The sequence below is a fragment of the Streptococcus sp. 17.1 genome (assembly GCF_016648655.1).
In the GTDB taxonomy this organism is placed as follows: Bacteria; Bacillota; Bacilli; order Lactobacillales; family Streptococcaceae; genus Streptococcus; species Streptococcus salivarius_E.
Map to the genome: position 1 here is coordinate 132,143 of NZ_JACLQM010000001.1, position 17,714 is coordinate 149,856.

General features: G+C 39.5%; 14 protein-coding genes. 1 reads left to right on the top strand and 13 read right to left on the bottom strand.

Going from position 1 to position 17,714, the window contains the following annotated elements; genetic code table 11:
• Positions 1-11 precede the first annotated feature (11 nt).
• The 10 genes from H7T99_RS00625 to metK all read right to left on the bottom strand — a co-directional run bounded on the left by H7T99_RS00625 (position 12) and on the right by metK (position 13,875).
• The gene (locus H7T99_RS00625; RefSeq protein ID WP_037601166.1) at positions 12-1,433 is read right to left on the bottom strand and encodes a DUF4832 domain-containing protein; all 1,422 of its coding nucleotides are present in this window, start codon (positions 1,431-1,433) and stop codon (positions 12-14) included.
• Positions 1,426-2,097 carry a DUF4956 domain-containing protein gene (locus H7T99_RS00630; protein WP_002890827.1) on the bottom strand — a complete coding sequence of 224 codons (672 nt, stop codon included), beginning with the start codon at positions 2,095-2,097 and terminating at the stop codon, positions 1,426-1,428. Before H7T99_RS00630 ends, H7T99_RS00625 begins: the two co-directional genes overlap by 8 nt.
• Positions 2,098-2,146: 49 nt before the next feature.
• A complete protein-coding gene (locus H7T99_RS00635; protein ID WP_002883511.1) occupies positions 2,147-2,875 on the bottom strand; it encodes a polyphosphate polymerase domain-containing protein in 729 nt (242 codons plus the stop codon).
• Complete coding sequence (locus H7T99_RS00640) at positions 2,865-4,631, bottom strand: CotH kinase family protein (RefSeq protein WP_037601164.1); 1,767 nt, start codon at positions 4,629-4,631, stop codon at positions 2,865-2,867. The genes H7T99_RS00635 and H7T99_RS00640 overlap by 11 nt, the downstream gene beginning before the upstream one ends.
• Entirely contained in the window at positions 4,628-6,079 is a 1,452-nt protein-coding gene (gene pelG / locus H7T99_RS00645; protein WP_037601163.1) for an exopolysaccharide Pel transporter PelG, read from the bottom strand. Before pelG ends, H7T99_RS00640 begins: the two co-directional genes overlap by 4 nt.
• The gene (gene pelF / locus H7T99_RS00650; protein WP_037601161.1) at positions 6,079-7,485 is read right to left on the bottom strand and encodes a GT4 family glycosyltransferase PelF; all 1,407 of its coding nucleotides are present in this window, start codon (positions 7,483-7,485) and stop codon (positions 6,079-6,081) included. The genes pelG and pelF overlap by 1 nt, the downstream gene beginning before the upstream one ends.
• A 22-nt stretch (positions 7,486-7,507) precedes the next feature.
• Complete coding sequence (locus H7T99_RS00655; protein ID WP_195519894.1) at positions 7,508-9,334, bottom strand: DUF2194 domain-containing protein; 1,827 nt, start codon at positions 9,332-9,334, stop codon at positions 7,508-7,510.
• A complete protein-coding gene (locus H7T99_RS00660) occupies positions 9,331-10,245 on the bottom strand; it encodes a hypothetical protein (RefSeq protein ID WP_037601159.1) in 915 nt (304 codons plus the stop codon). Before H7T99_RS00660 ends, H7T99_RS00655 begins: the two co-directional genes overlap by 4 nt.
• A complete protein-coding gene (locus H7T99_RS00665) occupies positions 10,242-12,014 on the bottom strand; it encodes a DUF4118 domain-containing protein (RefSeq protein ID WP_037601157.1) in 1,773 nt (590 codons plus the stop codon). The genes H7T99_RS00660 and H7T99_RS00665 overlap by 4 nt, the downstream gene beginning before the upstream one ends.
• Positions 12,015-12,681: 667 nt before the next feature.
• Positions 12,682-13,875 carry a methionine adenosyltransferase gene (gene metK / locus H7T99_RS00670; RefSeq protein ID WP_037601155.1) on the bottom strand — a complete coding sequence of 398 codons (1,194 nt, stop codon included), beginning with the start codon at positions 13,873-13,875 and terminating at the stop codon, positions 12,682-12,684.
• Positions 13,876-14,154: 279 nt separating this feature from the next.
• Between metK and birA the strand changes: the two genes are divergently transcribed.
• On the top strand, positions 14,155-15,093 hold the full coding sequence (gene birA / locus H7T99_RS00675; protein ID WP_037601153.1) for a bifunctional biotin--[acetyl-CoA-carboxylase] ligase/biotin operon repressor BirA: 939 nt from the start codon (positions 14,155-14,157) through the stop codon (positions 15,091-15,093).
• Here the strand turns inward: birA and H7T99_RS00680 are convergent.
• The 3 genes from H7T99_RS00680 to H7T99_RS00690 all read right to left on the bottom strand — a co-directional run bounded on the left by H7T99_RS00680 (position 15,080) and on the right by H7T99_RS00690 (position 17,682).
• Entirely contained in the window at positions 15,080-15,265 is a 186-nt protein-coding gene (locus H7T99_RS00680; protein ID WP_002883500.1) for a DUF3272 family protein, read from the bottom strand. The genes birA and H7T99_RS00680 overlap by 14 nt on opposite strands.
• 264 nt (positions 15,266-15,529) lie before the next feature.
• The gene (dnaX, locus tag H7T99_RS00685; protein WP_037601149.1) at positions 15,530-17,182 is read right to left on the bottom strand and encodes a DNA polymerase III subunit gamma/tau; all 1,653 of its coding nucleotides are present in this window, start codon (positions 17,180-17,182) and stop codon (positions 15,530-15,532) included.
• Positions 17,182-17,682: a GAF domain-containing protein gene (locus H7T99_RS00690; RefSeq protein WP_282184294.1), complete on the bottom strand. Its 501-nt coding sequence runs from the start codon at positions 17,680-17,682 to the stop codon at positions 17,182-17,184. Before H7T99_RS00690 ends, dnaX begins: the two co-directional genes overlap by 1 nt.
• Between the last annotated feature and the right edge of the window lie 32 nt (positions 17,683-17,714).

Sequence of the window (17,714 nt, forward strand, 5' to 3'; positions counted from 1 at the left end):
TTTTTCCTTTCTTACTTGTCAGTGCCTTTTTGATCCTTTTGAATCGTTGCTAATTTAGGCATGACTTCTCCTTCAAAACCTTTCATGGCAAAATGGACCGAAGGCTCTTGTGTCATTGGAGATAGAATTCCTAGTTTCACCTGATAATTCTGATCTTTGGAATAGGCGAAACTTGCCTTAAGTTCAGTTGTTTGATCTGGAAGCAATTCTGACAAACGACAATCAAGTTGTTGGGCTTGAAGAACCTTACCATTAGCATTACACAAGTATAATACCACAGGCCAATCCCCATATAAAGGGGCAACCCCAGAATTTTCCAAATTAAGGGTAATTTCAACCTTGCTCTCTCCTTTGGAAATTGTCAAACCTGATACCCAGAGACGGTAGCCCATGTTCTTCAAGAGCTCCTTATAAGCAGCTTGCCCGTCACCAATATCTTCAGCAACCTTTGGACCCAAGAAGGTCAAATGAGCTGCTTTGGCTTCATCTGTAAGCTCATCTAAGTTATTACCAAGCAAAGTAGACATAGACTGCGAACTTGTTAATTCACCACCGATTGGTGCTTTCTCCCAGGCCTTAGGCATGGCTTTCAAGGCAGCTTGCTCTTGGGTTTGATCGTATGCGCCACCATTTTGGATCCATTTTAACCAGGTTTTAGTAGCTGATTTGTCTCCAAAGACATCATTGTAGATTCCAAAATCACCTTCCAAACCTGTATCAAAAGGTCTTCTCATAAGAATCTTTGCTTTAGGAAAGGCTGGTTGAAACGGAGCAATGTAGTCCTTACGAACTTCTTTTCGTGGCAATTGGCGAATGCCCGCATCTGAGTGAACATGCCACTCACCCCAGTGGCCTAGGCCACCAAGCTCGATGTAGGCGATAAAATCATCATTGCCCCAACGCTGTCCCATAGCAGTAACAGCATCTTTATAGTATTTTCTAAGCAGTTTATTTTGGTAATTTGGTGAAAATCCCTTACCGTAGGATGTGCTATAAGCATCTCCAAGGTCAGAAATTTCATTTCCCAACCAGTTAGGGATATCCTTATGACTTGATTTGCCAGGGTAATCTAGCAAGAAACGTAAGACGACCTGCTTGCCTTCTTTCTTCCATCGTTTAAACTGGTTACTTTCTTCAATTGTTTCCCAGTTATAGTGGCCCTTTTTAGGTTCCAATTCTTTCCATGTAATATCAACATAGACAAGGTGAACGTCTTCAGAAACTGTTTTTTCTTCAGCTGAAGGGACATAACCCATGAGCGGATTCCCAAAACTCTTGTCTGAAAGCGTATATTCAAACTTGGTACCTGTGTTTCTGGTATTCAAATACACAAAAATGGCATAAAGACCACTCGTAATGATGATTAGACAGATGACGAGCCAAAGTTTCTTCTTTCGACTACTCCAACTTTTCTTCTCACGTCTTCTAGCCATGGTATTCGCCGTTGTATTGGATCAGCGTAAGGTCTTTGACACCTTCGATAGATTTAATGTTTTCAACGAAGGTAAGGTCGTTATTTTTCACAAAGACTTCAATAGCCATCTCAACACTGTCTTTTCGCATAGTTTCAGACTTGATAAAGTGCTTGATGCGACCAAGTTCTTGAATAACTTTGTCACCTGTGTGCTCACCATCAAAGTGAACCACAGCGATATACACCTTACCAGTCTCTTGCAAGCGGCTAAAGACAATAAGCATCAGTAGGATAACGATAGACGTTACAACGGCTAGGACATACATACCTGCCCCTACCGTAATCCCTGAGGTAATTGCCCAGAAAAGGTAGAGCAAATCCATAGGGTCCTTAACTGCGGTACGGTAACGGACGATAGAGAGGGCACCGACCATACCAAGTGAGATAACGATGTTTGAACTGATTGCCAGTGTTACCATTGACGTAAGCAAGGTCATACCGACCAAAGTCATGGCAAAACTGCGTGAATAAATAACGCCTGTAAAGAAATGCTGGTAAACCTTATAGATAAAGGCTCCAATCAACAAGGCAAGTAGCAAGACGATAACAATACGAAACGGTGACTGCGTCGCATAGTTATCAGACTGCAAAATAGATTTTTTTATAAAGTCTTGAACACTCATAAATTCCCCTTCTTATACTAAGTTCTTCCAAACTTAGCACTTTTCCTATTTATATATTCCCATCTTCCCAGTATTCAAAACCATTTAGATACTGAGATTTTTCATAAGCCAATACGTACTTAGAGACAGCCATCATGTCTGCTTTCCCTGGCAAGACACTTTGGACAATCTTTGGCAGATACTCTGTATATTTAACTTCGAAAACCATCTTTTCCGGATCAATGACTGGAATTGTTGGTAAGTCCGGATCAAAAATATCAAAACTTCCAACCGCTACTCTGACATTTTGGTCAAAGGTTAAGCGAACTGTTCCAAAGTCATAAACCCACGGCTCTCGTTCATAATCAACGATGGTCCGTGGACGCATCATGTTACTAACACATTCATAGTAAAATTCCTGACAGAGAGGATAGGGACTTTTCAAGAGAAAGTCATAATCCCCATCAATGATTTTATAAAATTCTTCGACAGTTAGTGGTGCATCCTCTTTCAGAATGTAGGTATCAACCTTTTTCTTACGTTCTAGCTTGATACTATTGGTCCCGAAATTGTAGATACGAATCCGATATTTTTTACGAACCAGAATACCTGCATCTTTTTCAGCATAGGCACTATTCCAATAGTCGTCAAAGTAAAGACTTCGAATGGTATAACCACCATTTGTCGCATGCTTATCCAACTGAATCAAATGTTTGAAACGTTCAGTCAACAGGGCCTTTTCTGGTTCACCAATGACGTATTTCAACTCATGGCGAAAGGGCTTCTCTTTAGTCTTCATAACCATCTACCCCAATTTTTCCATCTTCGAGGACAAAGAAGCTCATGATACCAAATTGTTTAGAGTTATCACTATTGACATAGTAGTCAAAAGCACGTTGTGATTGTCCAGCCTCATTAGTTGCAGTCACACGTACGAAGTATTGTCCCTTAGGCAAGGTATCTGTTTCGGCACTAAGAGTTTTAAGACCAGATTTTTCAAAGACCTTGTCTTTAAATTCATAGTCTTTAGCTAATTCTACAGTGTAAGTCAACTTGCTGTTATTGAAATCGTAAGAGGCACCCCAACTTAATTTCAATTTGTTATTGGCCACTTCCGGCTTATTGATAAAGAATGGTTGTGGTTTTTCAAGACTTGTTTTATAAATCTTGTAGTTGTTCTCCAACTCATTTGGCAAATCTGCCAAAATCTTGTCGTAATTGTCAGGAGTTGTCTTAGCATGCATTTGGTCAGGCATCTTAGCTAGGTAAGGTCTAATGACTGCTGCGTATTCGTTACTCATAGAAGTAATCTTATCACCAGTAATCGTCTTACGTAGCTCATCCATCTTCTCATCTAGTCCCTTGCGGAACTCTTTTGATTTAAGCAAGCGTTGGAAAAGTTGGTTCCCCCAATAGTTGCTGACACCGACTTCCCAGCTATTAGCTTGGTCACTGTCCTTACTTACCAAACGACGTTCATTCTTCATCAAAATACTATCGTTATCCCAAGGAATGATGTACCATTTGGTTGAGTTTTGTGGGCTATAGAGATACATGTTACGACTCTGTGTATCATCATTACCAAGCAACATCTGGAAGGCCATCCAATATTGGATATTCTCAGGATCTACATACTTGTCCATGATGGTTTCAATCTTCACCGATGGATCATTGAGCTTGGTTAGAAAATCAATAAGTTTGGTGTGATCATGGCTACCTTTGATTTCCAAAAGTTTCTCGAATTTATCCTTATCGAATTTAGGATCATCTTCTTTAACAATCGTATCTTCATAGCGGAAGAATTCGAAGAAGTTTGGTTTATAAAGGTTGGCATTTTCATCCAGACCATGATCTTTCAGATAGTTTTTGTTAATCTGTTCGACTTGCGTGTAGAGACCATAGTCTTCAAACTTACCTGAAGGATTGTCAGAGGTTTCATCTTTAACGTAGAGGTGAACAAAACTCGTTCTAGCACCCATGAGTTGTGGAATCTCTTCCATTAGATCATAGGACAACTTATTTCTAAAGCGAAGGGCTTCAGTCTGGTGTTTGTTAAGGTTAATGGTACGTTGGCCGTTCCACTCGCCCTTGTTCTTTTTAATCTTGATTTTGTAGTTCTTTTGGGCGTTCTTACTTGAACTTTCCCCACGAATCTGAACACTGGCGTTTGGCACGTCCTGGTCATAACCCAACTCACCAGACACAGGTCCATCCTCGTTACCAACTTGAAGAAGACCTGCTACTTGGTATCGTTTAACATGCATTTTCTGATAATCTTCAACAGAATATTGGTTGACCTCAGACCATGAGTGATTTTGATTTTCTGTAGCGTCTCCTCGACGTACAGTCAGGTACATGGTCGTTACCTTGGTATGATCTTTATCATAGAGACTCTTTTTGTCTCTTAAGTGTACATTAGAGATATCAGTGGCCGCTTGTTTATCTACTTTTTTAGTTGTCACACCGTTTTTTGTCTGTTCCTTGGTTCCACATGCTGTAAAACCAAATACCGTACAGAGCAACAAAACCGCTGCTAAACTCTTTTTCCTATTCATTTCCCCCACCTCTTTTGTATGTTTTCTAAACGCTCAGTCCATTTTTCAAAATAGCCCACGTCTTTCTTAGATACCATGGTTTGGCTTCCTAAGAAATGATACTGAAGATCACTTGTGTATTTATCGATTTCCTGACCACTTTCGATGAAAAGAACTAAAGAAGAAATCAGGAAGGCATAGCCTAGGAAGGCTGGGTCCAAGAACTGAGAACCAAAACTCAAAACTACTGTCAGAATGGCAAAGTGTTTGGCAAGCTTCTTGGCACCCTTATAATCTGCAAAATACATCAAGAGCAAGATATTCACATTACCTACAGCATAGAGACCATAAGCTAGACATAGCGTTAAGAAGTAACCATGCATTTGATTGTTAAAACCAATTGGTAAGTAAGTCAAAACCACGCTTCCGAAGAACATGATGAAAATTGTCGCTAGCAATTGTTTCCAAAAAACATATTTGAGCTCATTACTCATGACATCCAACATTTGAGTTTCAGCTTCCTGAATATCCGAAAGACTTCCCTCTTCATTGTAGAGCTTAAAATAACGTCGGAAATGCGGATAGAAGGAAACCTCGACAGACATAACGAAATTAAGTGTTGATACTAAAGTCGTTAAGTAGGCTAACATGGCTGGCACATCGTAGACTGGAGCTGTACGGAAGAAGCCATCAAAACTCTTACTAATTGGCCCAAACCAGTTAATAACAATATGAGCAAAGAGGGCCACCAACATGTAAAGTCCAGTCTTGGCAAGATCAGAAAATTGATCAAACCATTTCAAAAACTCAAAGGACATTTTAAGATTAGATGGGAAATAATCATGGATCAGACGAACCATCCAAAACATCATTCCACCATATCCCAAACAAACACTTAGGAATATACCATACTTTTGATGTAGGAAAATACTAAGTAACCCAGAGACAATCGTCACACCAATCGCTAAAAAGAAACCTTTGATAATTTCTTTATAGGATTTAATCGCTGTCAAATAGGTAATCACATTCCAAACAAGACAAAGCTCACCAAAGAGCAAAACACCCATAGCTACTTCTGCTAAGCTTCGGCTAGCCAAGGCTAGATAGAGCGCATACAGTGGTGTCCCAATTATAAGCATCAAGGCACTCGACGCATAAAATGAAGGGATAATAGTCTCAAATTTCTTCTCGTAGAGCATGTCCGCAACAAAGCGGGTTACCACCAGAGAAAAGAGACTGGTAATCACGAGTGAAAAGATGATAGCGTAGGTTAAGTTCGAAAGAATATAATCACGCTCATTTTCACTGATTCCCGCGACCATTGTCAGAACAACAACACCAACTGTAAGCAAAATCCCCAAAAGCATGGGACCGGTATAAACAATTCCAGCATAAGCGTAGGCCTTTTGTTTTGAAAAAAGGCTATCCTCGTTGTAAATTTTACGTAATTCAAATCCAATACCGGCCATTAAACAGCCACCTCCTCATATAAGCGTCGGTACTGACCGATCATTTGCGGATATTGATATATCGCCTCAACACGCTTACGCGCAATTTCACCCATTTCAAGACGTCTAGCATCATTAATCGCCATCTTCTTCATAGCTTCTGCAAGAGGTCCTGTACAAGTAGGTGGCGCACAAAATCCTGCAATCCCTAGATTGTCATCCTCACGACCTTCTAGCAATTCTCGACAACATCCGACATCTGTCGTCACGCACGGACGGCTAGCCGCCATTGATTCCAAAACAGAAAGTGGCAAACCTTCAGAAAGGCTGGTCAAAAGCGTAAAATCAATTTTCTTCATATATTCTCGAATATTAACCCGACCAGTGAATAGGAGACGATCTCCCAAGTCCATCTTATCGGCCAAGCTAAAACACTCATCCGCATATTCTTGGTCATCTATACCACCCATGATATGCAAACGAACGTTTGGTACTTGCTGAGCTAGTTCGTAGAAAGAATACAACATGGTTTTGATGTCCTTAATTGGAGCCAAACGAACCACGGCTCCGATATCAATCCAACCATCTGGTTCTTTCAAAGGAATTTGAGAAAAAGCATCATAGTCAATCCCGTTTGAAATAACCTGACATTTCTCTGGATCACAACCCATCTCGATCTGAATTTCCTTGGCCTTAGTAAAGAGGCTGGTAATTTTTTGAGCATTTTGATAAATCGCATCAGACAACATATAGAAGAATCTTACCCACTGTTGGCGCATTGTAGGTAAAACCCACTTGGCACGAAGCAATTCTTCCTCACGTTCACGTGTATAAATCCCGTGTTCAGTTAAGAAGAGAGGTTTGTCATAGGTCAAACTTCCCAAAGTTGCAAGAATACCACCATAACCTGTAGAGATTGAGTGGTAAACATCTGCTTCAGGAGGTGGACAGGATAAAATATTTAAAAGTGGAAACAGCATAGAACGGATAGTGTGAAAAACATCTGAAAAAGATAGCTGTGTGTAGCGCTCGCTACAAAGATCCTTTAAGACCTGAAAAAAGGCCTCACTACTCAAGAGATCGTTAGGAACGACCTTACCATCTTGTAACAGTTTAAACAAGACTTTCCAATCAGGTTGTTGGCAAAAAACCATATCCTTAAGCGCTTGTTTTTCCTCATCTGTAAACTGATATGGCTCTATGTTTTCTTCTTTATCTGGCACAACATAGTCCAAAAAGACTTCGTGTACTTCTACGACATTTTCAGGAAGTTCATAAACAAACTCCCCCTTTTGTTCATGCGTTGCCCCCACAACCCAAAGAACAAATTCATGCTCTTTCATTTCTGTAATATATTGATGCATCCAAGTAGAGACACCACCGTGAACATACGGATAGGACCCTTCAAGAATTAAACATATCTTCATCGGCATTTTCCCCTATTTTGCCTTATTTTAATGTAATGGTGACTGACTTATTCGTAGCCTCCAATAGGTAAAGGTCACCCGTTAAATGCGTAACCTTACCATTTTTTACCTTCTTAACCTCGTTTTGATTTAAACGAACCATAAGGTAAGCATGATCATGAAAATTCTCAAGATCAATTTTTAGGGCGTCTTTGGTATATTTTTGAGAAACTTTCAAAATACCGTAACGCTGAACAGCACCTGCTAATTCTGAACCTGTTAGATTTCTAAGCGAAGGTGACATATTGTGGACCCAACTAACTTCCTTGTCCAAAGCCTTATACATCTTTGCCCAACCCAATTCTGCACCACGATCGACATCAAGAACATCATCAGGGTGAAGGAAGTGGTTATTAACATAGTGCATATTCATTTCAGAAAAGACCGTCATCTGTGAGAAATCATCCCAAACCGCACCAGAAACAGTACGTGGCTCTTCAATCATTCCATCAGGCGACACTTCAAACTCTTGCGAATAAGTGAAATCCCCTGGGAAATAGTTACTTGAGATAGCCTTGATTTCTGGGAAATCATTAACAATTATCTCTCGTCCTTCTTTCGAAAGAATATTTGATGGTGGAACGTAGACTGATTTTTGTGCTTTAGGAAAGAGTTGGTTGACAAAACGAATCAACTCAGACAGACCAGCCTTCATAGCAGCCTTATCCTTCCAAGTCTTGTAGCTCGCATACTTTTCACCATAATTAACAGATGAAGGACTCAAAGGTTGGTGATTATAACCATGATAACCAAGCTCACCACCATTAGCCAAAAGCGAATTTCCAAAATATTTGAAACGATCTAAATCATTTTGTTGAACAATTTTACCATCTGTCTGGGCCTCATAGTTTTCAATGACCACACCTGTATGAACGATACCATACTTTTCGTGCAATTTAAGAAGGTCTGGCCACCAAACATTGGTATAAAATTCAGACACAGACATGTCGTAATCACGTTTAACGAAACGACCGTCTCCAGCTGGAACAGGTGATGGGAAATCATCTATATAATAGGTAGAGCCATTGATTACCGGATAAACTGTCGCTTCAGTCAAAAGGCTATAAGAAGCGGCATAAATACCACGGATATTACGCTCATAGATTCCAAGGTTATCAACGACAAACTTCCCTTTGCCGTATGATTTTTCCCAAATCAACGGTGTATGAGAATCATCTGTTGTTTTAGCATGCACCTTAACATCACTTTCAAGAGAGACTTTTCTGGCTGACTCAAAAGGTTCTTCAATTTTATAATTGCGTCCCCCACCAATCATGAAATCAGGATCCACGTAGATTTCCTTGACCTCATCCATCTCAAAATTGGAATAACTCACGCCGAGATTATGATCAATGGCATCCAGATTACTTTCTTTCCCCATGGTTACTGCAAAAAGTGTTTGACCACCTTTTTCAGTCCAATCCATGAGTGGCTGCACCTGGTCCTCCATTCGAGAAAGGTCAGTGACAAGAAGGACTACTTTTTTATAGTCTGAAAGTGAATAGGACTCGTGTTTAGCCACATCGACTAACTTAGCTCCCATACGCATATCTTTTAGAATTTGCTCGAACTGTTTCCAAGCCCTCTGACTCGTTTCATTTTCACTATCATAAAGAACTAGCGTATCTTTATCTAAATTTTTGACGACTGAAGCCGTAGATGGTACTTTTCCTGTTAGATAGGCTTCCTTACCTTGAGTCGGGTACCATTCCCCTTTCTTTTGAACAAAGAGTCCAATGGCCAGACACAAAATAAGACCAACACCTAGCAAAGTTTCTTTGCGAATAACATTTTTTTTACCTAGTTTCATGCCATCACCTCTTTTCCTTGCCAGAAGTTCAAGAGATCTTGCTTATCCTTAGAAAGAACAACCTTTTTGCCTTGCATCTCACGAATCATGTTCTTAAATTCAGCAAACTGACCGGTTTGATAGTAATATTCCAAATACAAATAATACACATCATCCGCATGTGATTTAATTGAAAGCTGTGTCAAATGCTTTTGGGCCAAGTCATAAAAACCAAGAGCTAGTTCATTATGGATAACTCTCACTAAGTCCGTAGCAGTCGTTCCATGACTAAGTTTCTGCAAGAGACGCTCCTCGTACTCCTTACGAAGCAAACCTTCCATTTGTTTGCTTAGAAGTTCCTTAGATAGGTAGTCTTCCATAAAGTCACAATACTCGGTTAAGAGGTCAAGGTCTTCTTCACCCTTTTCAAAACGTTTCTCAAAGGCACTCAACTTCTCATCGTATTGACTTGAAATTTCAGAAATAAAGGTTGTCGCATAGTGGACGATTTCACTATCCTCATTTAAACGAGCCAAGTAGAGCAAATCCATAAAATGAGACGGATCATCATTAGCCAATCCCATCAATTGTTGACGAGCTTCCTTAGCCTTATTCAAATAGAGAGATTCTTCAAGAGGTACGATGTCTTCTTCAACCAATTCCTTCGGACGTTGAAAATCATCGATATTTCCAAAATCAATGGTCAAATCTTTAACTTTACCACCAACTGCTTCTTGACCACGGCGATGTCTACCAGGATTTGGTTTAGAAATCATATGAATTAGACCTGCCCCAAAGAAAGGTAAAGCAATCGGGAAAATCAAGTAAAAAATTGTTAAGTCTGATTTGCCACTGACAATAGCCTTATAGACAAGTGCTATAGATAAGAAGTAACAAACCGTTAAGATACTAGTAATAAGGACTGGAATCATTGTGCAACCCTCCCTTGAAGACTAGCTTGTTCAAGAAGTTCTGCCTTTTCAATGAAAGAACGACTCATTTTTGAAAGAACCTCAAGCTCGTTTAACACTTTAGTAGACATAGCTTCAAAAGGAACAGCCTCTACCCAAATGATAAAAGTACCCTCTGCCTTGGTCTTAACTTCCATGGCATACGCTGGACGATTCTCAAGCAATGATTTATTAGCCCAGACACGTCCATGACCAAAGGCACCTCCAATTTCTTTAAAATCTGTCAAAGATACTTGCTTCTTATCGTTATCTCCCAAAAGAAGCTCGTATTGGAAAGGACCACCTCCATAAAGTGAAACAGGAGCATTCAAAATTTCTGAAACCAAATCAAGCGTCTGTCTAAGAACCTTCTCAACACTAGTATGATCTAAAGTCACAAAGTAAGAATATGCTTTTCCAAGACCATCTTGACTTGCCAACAAGGCATTTTTCAGGTCTTTGTTTTCATGGAGTAATGTATCGTAGGATTGATTAAGGATAAGATAGTCTTCCTTGACTGTTTCCAACTGTTTATCTAGTTGTAGCTTGTCATCTTTCTTCTTCATTTCCACAAAACCACAAACCACAGCGATAAAGATATAGGCAATAAAGGCAACCCAACGGTCAGTATTATATAGAAGCAGTTGCCAGCTAGTTCCAGACATAATTTGACTGATGGTCAAACCAATAATTGCAAGAACTGCCGAGAACAAGCCATACCCCATGCCCAAAACTGTACTAATCAAGACAACAAAAAGCAAACGTAGGTCAATCAATTGGAACTGTAACTGACCTTGAGTCATATATCGAAAAGCTTCAAAGACTAAGAAGGTCGCAACAACAGCAGCAAGTTTCTTATTTCTCTTTTGCTTAACGATATTATCTATGATATTGCGGAACTTAGAAACACGTAGAGACCCTTTTCGCTGTTTTTGATAGTCTTCGTAAATATCTGGCAAGTCACGCACCAAGGCATAACGCATAAACCAAGCAAACCTATCACGCAAATCATGATGCTTTTCAGGATCATTATCATATTTCCTAATTCTTCTTTCCTCTAGGAAATGAACCTGCTTATTAGGGAAATATTTATCCAAAGCTTGCAAGAGCTCCCCAAAAGTCAGTTGGAAAGGATCCGGAATAATAATACTTTCGTAGGTGTCATTCCATCGCTCACATAATTTGTGAAGCAAATCTCCCAAGTCAGATAGACTGATAAAAGTCGCCTGACTTTGTGATGACTCCTTTAACTCCACCTGTTCATGGTCATCTAAACGCACAAACAGTTTATAAAGATAATCTTCTTTATTAATAACTGAATAAAGAAAGGGACTATGTAGAACTTTAAGGTTGACCCCAAATTCTCGAGTCCAGGATAATAAGGTATCCTTTGTTGTCGTCTGTAAACTTCTTTTCCCATCCTCAAGGATAGGACCAGTGATATAAAGTAATCGTTTGTTTTTTCTATCTTTAAGACACTCTAACAATCTGATGAGATTTTCAATCTCCCCTGAACTTTCATGTCCGTAATTAAGATATTCCGAAAGATAGATGATTTGATCATAATCATGAAAATCAAAAACGTCTTCTAATTGGTTGTTCTCATAATGCTTGGTATAAACGGTGATTTTATTCTTACGAGAGTTCTTTACACCTGTATGACCAAAAATAAAAACCGCTTGATTAGGAAACGTTTTCAAAATGAAATCGTTTGTTAATCCAGCAGTATTACCAAGTATCAAAATATTCATAAACTTCTCCCCACTTTTAAGAGTGTCCCCTTAACTACACTCTCTACCCATTCTAATCATTAGTCTCAAGTATTTCCCAATACTCTCAAGACCACAATGTAATGCCTTTCTTAAGAAAGCTCTTTGAAAGCTATGTCTTCCTCCCCAATGAGTGATAACCTAACTCTCATCAGAATCTCTTTTGAAGATTCTTAAAGATTTCAAAAAATATAAGAAAGAACAAGATTATCCTAAATAAACATTAAGTAAAATTAATATTATTAAAGAATAGATTAAATTGACTAATTAAATATCTTGTTATGTTGATTAGCTTCCCCAAGAAATCACAAACTAACCAGATCACTTTAGATTATCTAACACCTGTTAGACCTTATTTAAAGGTATTTCTTCTTACTCTATCAATCTAAAATGACTCTAGTTTCATATTTACATCGTCACTCTTATTATAGCAATTTTTTCTTATTTTTCAACTCCTTTCAAAGTTTTTCACCTAAAGAATTTATTTTTAGCTAGTCGTTTTTACCCTTTAATTACTCAATCCTTTGGGTTTACATGTGTCTGAAGTCAGAAAATTCATATTATTCATTTTCAAAATAAAAAACAGAATTCAAAAAAATTAAATTCTGTTGTTTTGATATTATTAAATTGAAAGTTATATTAAATATTTTTAATCTCCTACAGCTGCTTTGAGGGCATCTACCTTATCCAATTTTTCCCATGGAAGATCGATGTCAGTACGTCCCATGTGACCATAGGCTGCTGTTTGACGGTAGATAGGACGTTTAAGATCAAGCATTTGAATGATACCTGCAGGACGCAAGTCAAAGAGATCACGGACAGCAGCTTCAAGTTTGCTTTCAGCAACTGTCGCCGTTCCGAAGGTATCAACACGGACAGACACAGGATTAGCAACACCAATAGCATAAGCCAATTGTACTTCTGCTTTCTTAGCAAGACCAGCAGCTACGATGTTTTTAGCAATATAGCGAGCGGCATATGAAGCTGAACGGTCAACCTTAGTAGCATCCTTACCTGAGAAGGCACCACCACCGTGTCTTGAGTAACCACCATAAGTATCAACAATAATCTTACGACCAGTCAAACCAGAGTCCCCTTGAGGTCCTCCAATAACAAAACGACCTGTTGGGTTGATAAAGAATTTTGTCTCGTCATCCAAGTATTCGGCTGGAATAACTGCTTTAATGACTTTTTCAATGACGTCTTGACGAATTTGATCGTTAGTTGCTTCAGGATCGTGTTGCGTTGAGATAACGACTGTATCAACACGTACTGGTTGGTCATTCTCATCATACTCAACAGTAACCTGAGATTTAGCATCCGGACGAAGGTATGAAATCTCACCAGATTTACGCAAATCTGCCAATTTTTTAACCAATTTATGTGAAAGGCTAACTGGAAGTGGCATAAACTCTGGAGTTTCATCAATAGCAAAACCAAACATCAAACCTTGGTCACCAGCTCCGATAAGATCAAGTGGGTCTTGGTCACCAGTTCCACGAACTTCAAGTGATTCATTGACACCTTGAGCAATATCTGGAGATTGTTCGATCAATGATGGGTGAACCCCAACAGATTCTGCTGCAAAGCCGTATTCTGCATTGTTATAACCAATTTCAGCGATAGTATCACGAACCACACGGTTAATGTCCACATAAGCTGTTGTAGAAACTTCACCGAAAACGTGGACAGAACCAGTGTAGACAGCTGTTTCTGCTGCAACGTGTGCATCTGGATCTTCTGCTAAAATCGCATCAAGAATGGCATCTGAAATTTGGTCTGCAATTTTATCTGGATGCCCCTCAGATACTGATTCAGACGTGAAAAGTTTACGTTCTGACATATAAAATGTCCCCCTTTTAATATGAAAAATAGTATTAGATAGCACGGATTTAACCGTCTCCTAATAGGTAAAACGCTATGCTCCTGGTAGAGCTAAACGCCGTTAAAAAGTTACAAAGAACCAACAGCCAACTCTAGGATGACTGTTGCCTTATCGGGACTTAATAACTACTGTCCATTATATCATGTTTTTTCAGTCTAGTCATATAGTTATTTATTATCAAGCCTTATCAATAATTTATAGTGAGCATTTTACCATCTTTTGTATTATACTTAGGATATGAAAACTTATGAACACGTTTATGACATCTTATCGAAGAGTCCTGACTTTGTAACGGGAGAGAGCTTGGCTAAAAGCCTTGGTGTCTCACGGACAGCCATTTGGAAGGCAATTCAAACACTTCAAGAACAAGGAATTGACATTACAAGTGTCCGCAAGAAAGGCTACTATTTAGAAAAGGGAGATATTCTTCTTCCTCAAGACATCTCTAAGCAACTCAACATTTCAGTCTACTTTAATCCAGATTCTAACTCTACCCAACTAGATGCTAAACATGGCATGGAAAAGAATAATCCGACGCCTGCACTTTACCTGGCATCAAGTCAAAAGGCAGCCAAAGGACGATTTGAACGTCACTTCTTTGCCAGTCCACAAGGTGGTATCTACATGAGTATCCACTTAAAGCCCAACTGTCATTTTGAAGAGTTACCACCTTATACGATGATGGCGGCAGCTGCTATTGTCAAAGCTATCCAACGTCTAACCGGAATCAATACAGAAATTAAATGGGTTAATGACATCTACCTCAACAACAAAAAAATGGCTGGTATCCTTACAGAAGCCATTAGTTCTATCGAATCTGGTCGCATCACAGATGTCATTATCGGGATTGGGCTTAACTTCTCAATCACTGATTTCCCTGAAGAGTTAGCTAATAAAGCTACTAGTCTTTTTACTTCTGGAAAACCAAGCATCACTCGAAACCAGCTCATTTCAGAAATTTGGAAACTCTTTTTAACCATTCCGACTAGCGATTTGGTCAAAGTTTATAAAGAAAAGTCCCTCGTTTTAGACAAACAAGTGACCTTTGAACAAGCTGGAAGGACTTATACTGGTATTGCCAAGGAAATTGGCGATAAGGGCCAACTTCTCGTTCTTACTGATGATGGCCAGGAAAAATGGTTGACCGCTGGCGAAGTAAGTCTTACTTCTTGGTAGACTTGTCGGCTGCACGCGCAATGCGTGAAACAACATAGGTTGTCCAAAGACGACGAAACAGTAAATAACCAAAAAAGGCTGTAAAAAAGTAATAGCCGTGCTGTAAACTGTAATTAAAACAAACCGTTTCAAAAATAGTTTCAAGCGTAATAAACAAAATTTGTTGAATCATAAGATTATTATATCAATAGATAGAGCCTAGGACAAGCAGTCTAGGCTCTTTTCATTTTTACACAGATGGACCTGCCAATTATCAGCTTCAGAAATCAAACAAATCCCTTGGAGCACCTCGCTTTTGCATTTCTTGGCTCGGACCTAAAAAGGTCCAATGGACATCCTCGCTTTTGGGTTTCTTGGCTCGGACCTAAAAAGGTCCACTGGACCTCCTCGCTTTCTTATTTCTAGGCTCGGACCTAAAAAGGTCCACTGGACCTTTTTAGTCCTCTATTTCTACTACATCAGAGAGAAACTCGAGTTCTTGAGGGATATACTCTTCACGATCTTCTTTTTCCAATTCTTCTTTGGATTTGAGACTGCGTGCAAATTCTGTGCGGAGTTTTTCAAATTCTGCTTTTGGAACAGCCATAATATTAGGTGAGAAACCGGCAGCTGAACTCATGATACTACCAAACATATCATTAAGATCACTGCGTTTCATAACCTGCTCAGCATTAAAGGCAGCATTAAATGCCAGGATAGCATTTTCTTGATTGGCTAATACAGGCTCGGAACCATTCAAAAGTGCCCTATTTTGTGGGCTGATAGAATCCAAGATTTCAGGCCAAGTTGCCTTTAGGGCATCCAGACACTGGCGTGATTTCTGAGGATTTTCCATGGTTTCACGCATAATCGTGAGAATCTTTTCACGATCCACCTTGTACTGATAAGCAGGTTTGGCTTTTCGACTTGGTGCTACTTCTCCTTGGACTTTGCCCTCTTTAAGAGCTTTACGTAGACTTTCTACCTCGCGACGAAGACTATCTAACTCTTCTTTTAAATTCCCTGGAATTTCTTGTGAAACCTGAGTATGGGTTTCTGACAATTTTATAGTCAGCATTTCCGCATAGATTTTAGGATGTGTTCCAGTTTTAATTTCTGGCAAGGCACTTGTAACCAAGTCAATCAGTTGGAAAAGTCGGTCTTGCTCCAGAGAAAGATTCTCTTCAAAAAGGGGACTATGGTGACTGTTCTCTCCGCCCGCTTTGACAATCAAAAGATCACGAAAATACTCCAAGAGATCCGTCGCAAAACGGCTCATAGACTTACCATTATCAAAAAGAGTTTCAAGATTTGATAAAGCTTGCGTAGTCTCTTGATTGCGAACGTTAGCGACAAAACTGTCTAAGGCTGTTAAACCAATAGAACCAGTGATTTCTTCAGCTACGGCTTGGCTGACATGATTGTCAGGAGACAGACTCAGTGCTTGGTCTAAGATTGACAAAGCATCACGCATACCACCTTCCGCACGACGAGCAATAATGGTCAAAGCCTCATCATCAAAGGTTAATCCTTCTTTTTCCAGGATTGAAGCCAAATGCTCTTTAATAGCTCCCTGCTTGATCGATTTAAACTCAAAACGTTGAACGCGAGAGAGGATGGTTGCAGGAATCTTATGTAATTCAGTGGTCGCTAGAATAAAGACAACATTTTCGGTTGGTTCTTCCAAGGTTTTCAAAAGAGCATTGAAGGCACCTGTCGAAAGCATGTGAACCTCGTCGATAATATAGACCTTGTAAGTCGCACGACTTGGAGCATAGGTTGATTTATCACGGATTTCACGAATCTCATCTACACCATTGTTTGATGCGGCATCAATTTCAATCACGTCTTCGAGACTTCCGTTAGTAATATCGCGACAAATATCGCAGTGATTACAAGGCTCACCATCAACTTGATTAGGACAGTTCATAGCCTTGGCAAAGATTTTCGCCGCACTGGTTTTACCGGTACCACGTGGCCCAGAAAAGAGATAGGCATGACTGATTTTCCCTGACTCTACCGCCTGTCTGAGCGTGGTTGAAATCACTTTTTGACCAACCATTTCGCCAAAGGTCTGACTACGGTATTTACGATATAAGGCTTGATACATTAGTTTACCTCAAACATTCCAAATGTAAGCTCGGTTTTCTCAAGTAAAATTTTGACAAATGCTTCAAGATAATCTTGGTCTACTTGGTTATAGTCTCCTACTTGGTGAGAATCCAAATCGAGAACACCAACTAATTTGCCATCTTTTACCATTGGTACAACAATTTCACTTCGAGCAGCGGAATCACAAGCGATGTAATTGGCGTGTTTGGTGACGTCTTCGACAATTAAGGTTCTATTTTCTGCTGCAGACTGGCCACAAACACCCTTACCTAGGGCAATTCGAACACAAGAAACATTACCTTGGAAAGGACCAAGGACTAACTCATTCTTGACATTATCCATCAGGTAGAAGCCTGTGAACACAGAATTCGGCAGGGTTGTATTCAAGAGAGCTGAGGCATTAGAAAAGTTGGCCAAAGCATTGTCTTCATTGGCAAAAAGCACCTTAGCCTGTGCTAGCATTAATTCATAGGCTGATTTTTTTTCTTCGTTAGTCATAACTACCATTATAGCAAAGATTGGTTCTTAAA

Excerpts from the sequence above, each read along its gene's own strand:
- H7T99_RS00625 (WP_037601166.1), bottom strand. The coding sequence starts at position 1,433 with ATGGCTAGAAGACGTGAGAAGAAAAGTTGGAGTAGTCGAAAGAAGAAA.
- H7T99_RS00630 (WP_002890827.1), bottom strand. The coding sequence starts at position 2,097 with ATGAGTGTTCAAGACTTTATAAAAAAATCTATTTTGCAGTCTGATAAC.
- H7T99_RS00635 (WP_002883511.1), bottom strand. The coding sequence starts at position 2,875 with ATGAAGACTAAAGAGAAGCCCTTTCGCCATGAGTTGAAATACGTCATT.
- H7T99_RS00640 (WP_037601164.1), bottom strand. The coding sequence starts at position 4,631 with ATGAATAGGAAAAAGAGTTTAGCAGCGGTTTTGTTGCTCTGTACGGTA.
- pelG (WP_037601163.1), bottom strand. The coding sequence starts at position 6,079 with ATGGCCGGTATTGGATTTGAATTACGTAAAATTTACAACGAGGATAGC.
- pelF (WP_037601161.1), bottom strand. The coding sequence starts at position 7,485 with ATGAAGATATGTTTAATTCTTGAAGGGTCCTATCCGTATGTTCACGGT.
- H7T99_RS00655 (WP_195519894.1), bottom strand. The coding sequence starts at position 9,334 with ATGAAACTAGGTAAAAAAAATGTTATTCGCAAAGAAACTTTGCTAGGT.
- H7T99_RS00660 (WP_037601159.1), bottom strand. The coding sequence starts at position 10,245 with ATGATTCCAGTCCTTATTACTAGTATCTTAACGGTTTGTTACTTCTTA.
- H7T99_RS00665 (WP_037601157.1), bottom strand. The coding sequence starts at position 12,014 with ATGAATATTTTGATACTTGGTAATACTGCTGGATTAACAAACGATTTC.
- metK (WP_037601155.1), bottom strand. The coding sequence starts at position 13,875 with ATGTCAGAACGTAAACTTTTCACGTCTGAATCAGTATCTGAGGGGCAT.
- birA (WP_037601153.1), top strand. The coding sequence starts at position 14,155 with ATGAAAACTTATGAACACGTTTATGACATCTTATCGAAGAGTCCTGAC.
- H7T99_RS00680 (WP_002883500.1), bottom strand. The coding sequence starts at position 15,265 with ATGATTCAACAAATTTTGTTTATTACGCTTGAAACTATTTTTGAAACG.
- dnaX (WP_037601149.1), bottom strand. The coding sequence starts at position 17,182 with ATGTATCAAGCCTTATATCGTAAATACCGTAGTCAGACCTTTGGCGAA.
- H7T99_RS00690 (WP_282184294.1), bottom strand. The coding sequence starts at position 17,682 with ATGACTAACGAAGAAAAAAAATCAGCCTATGAATTAATGCTAGCACAG.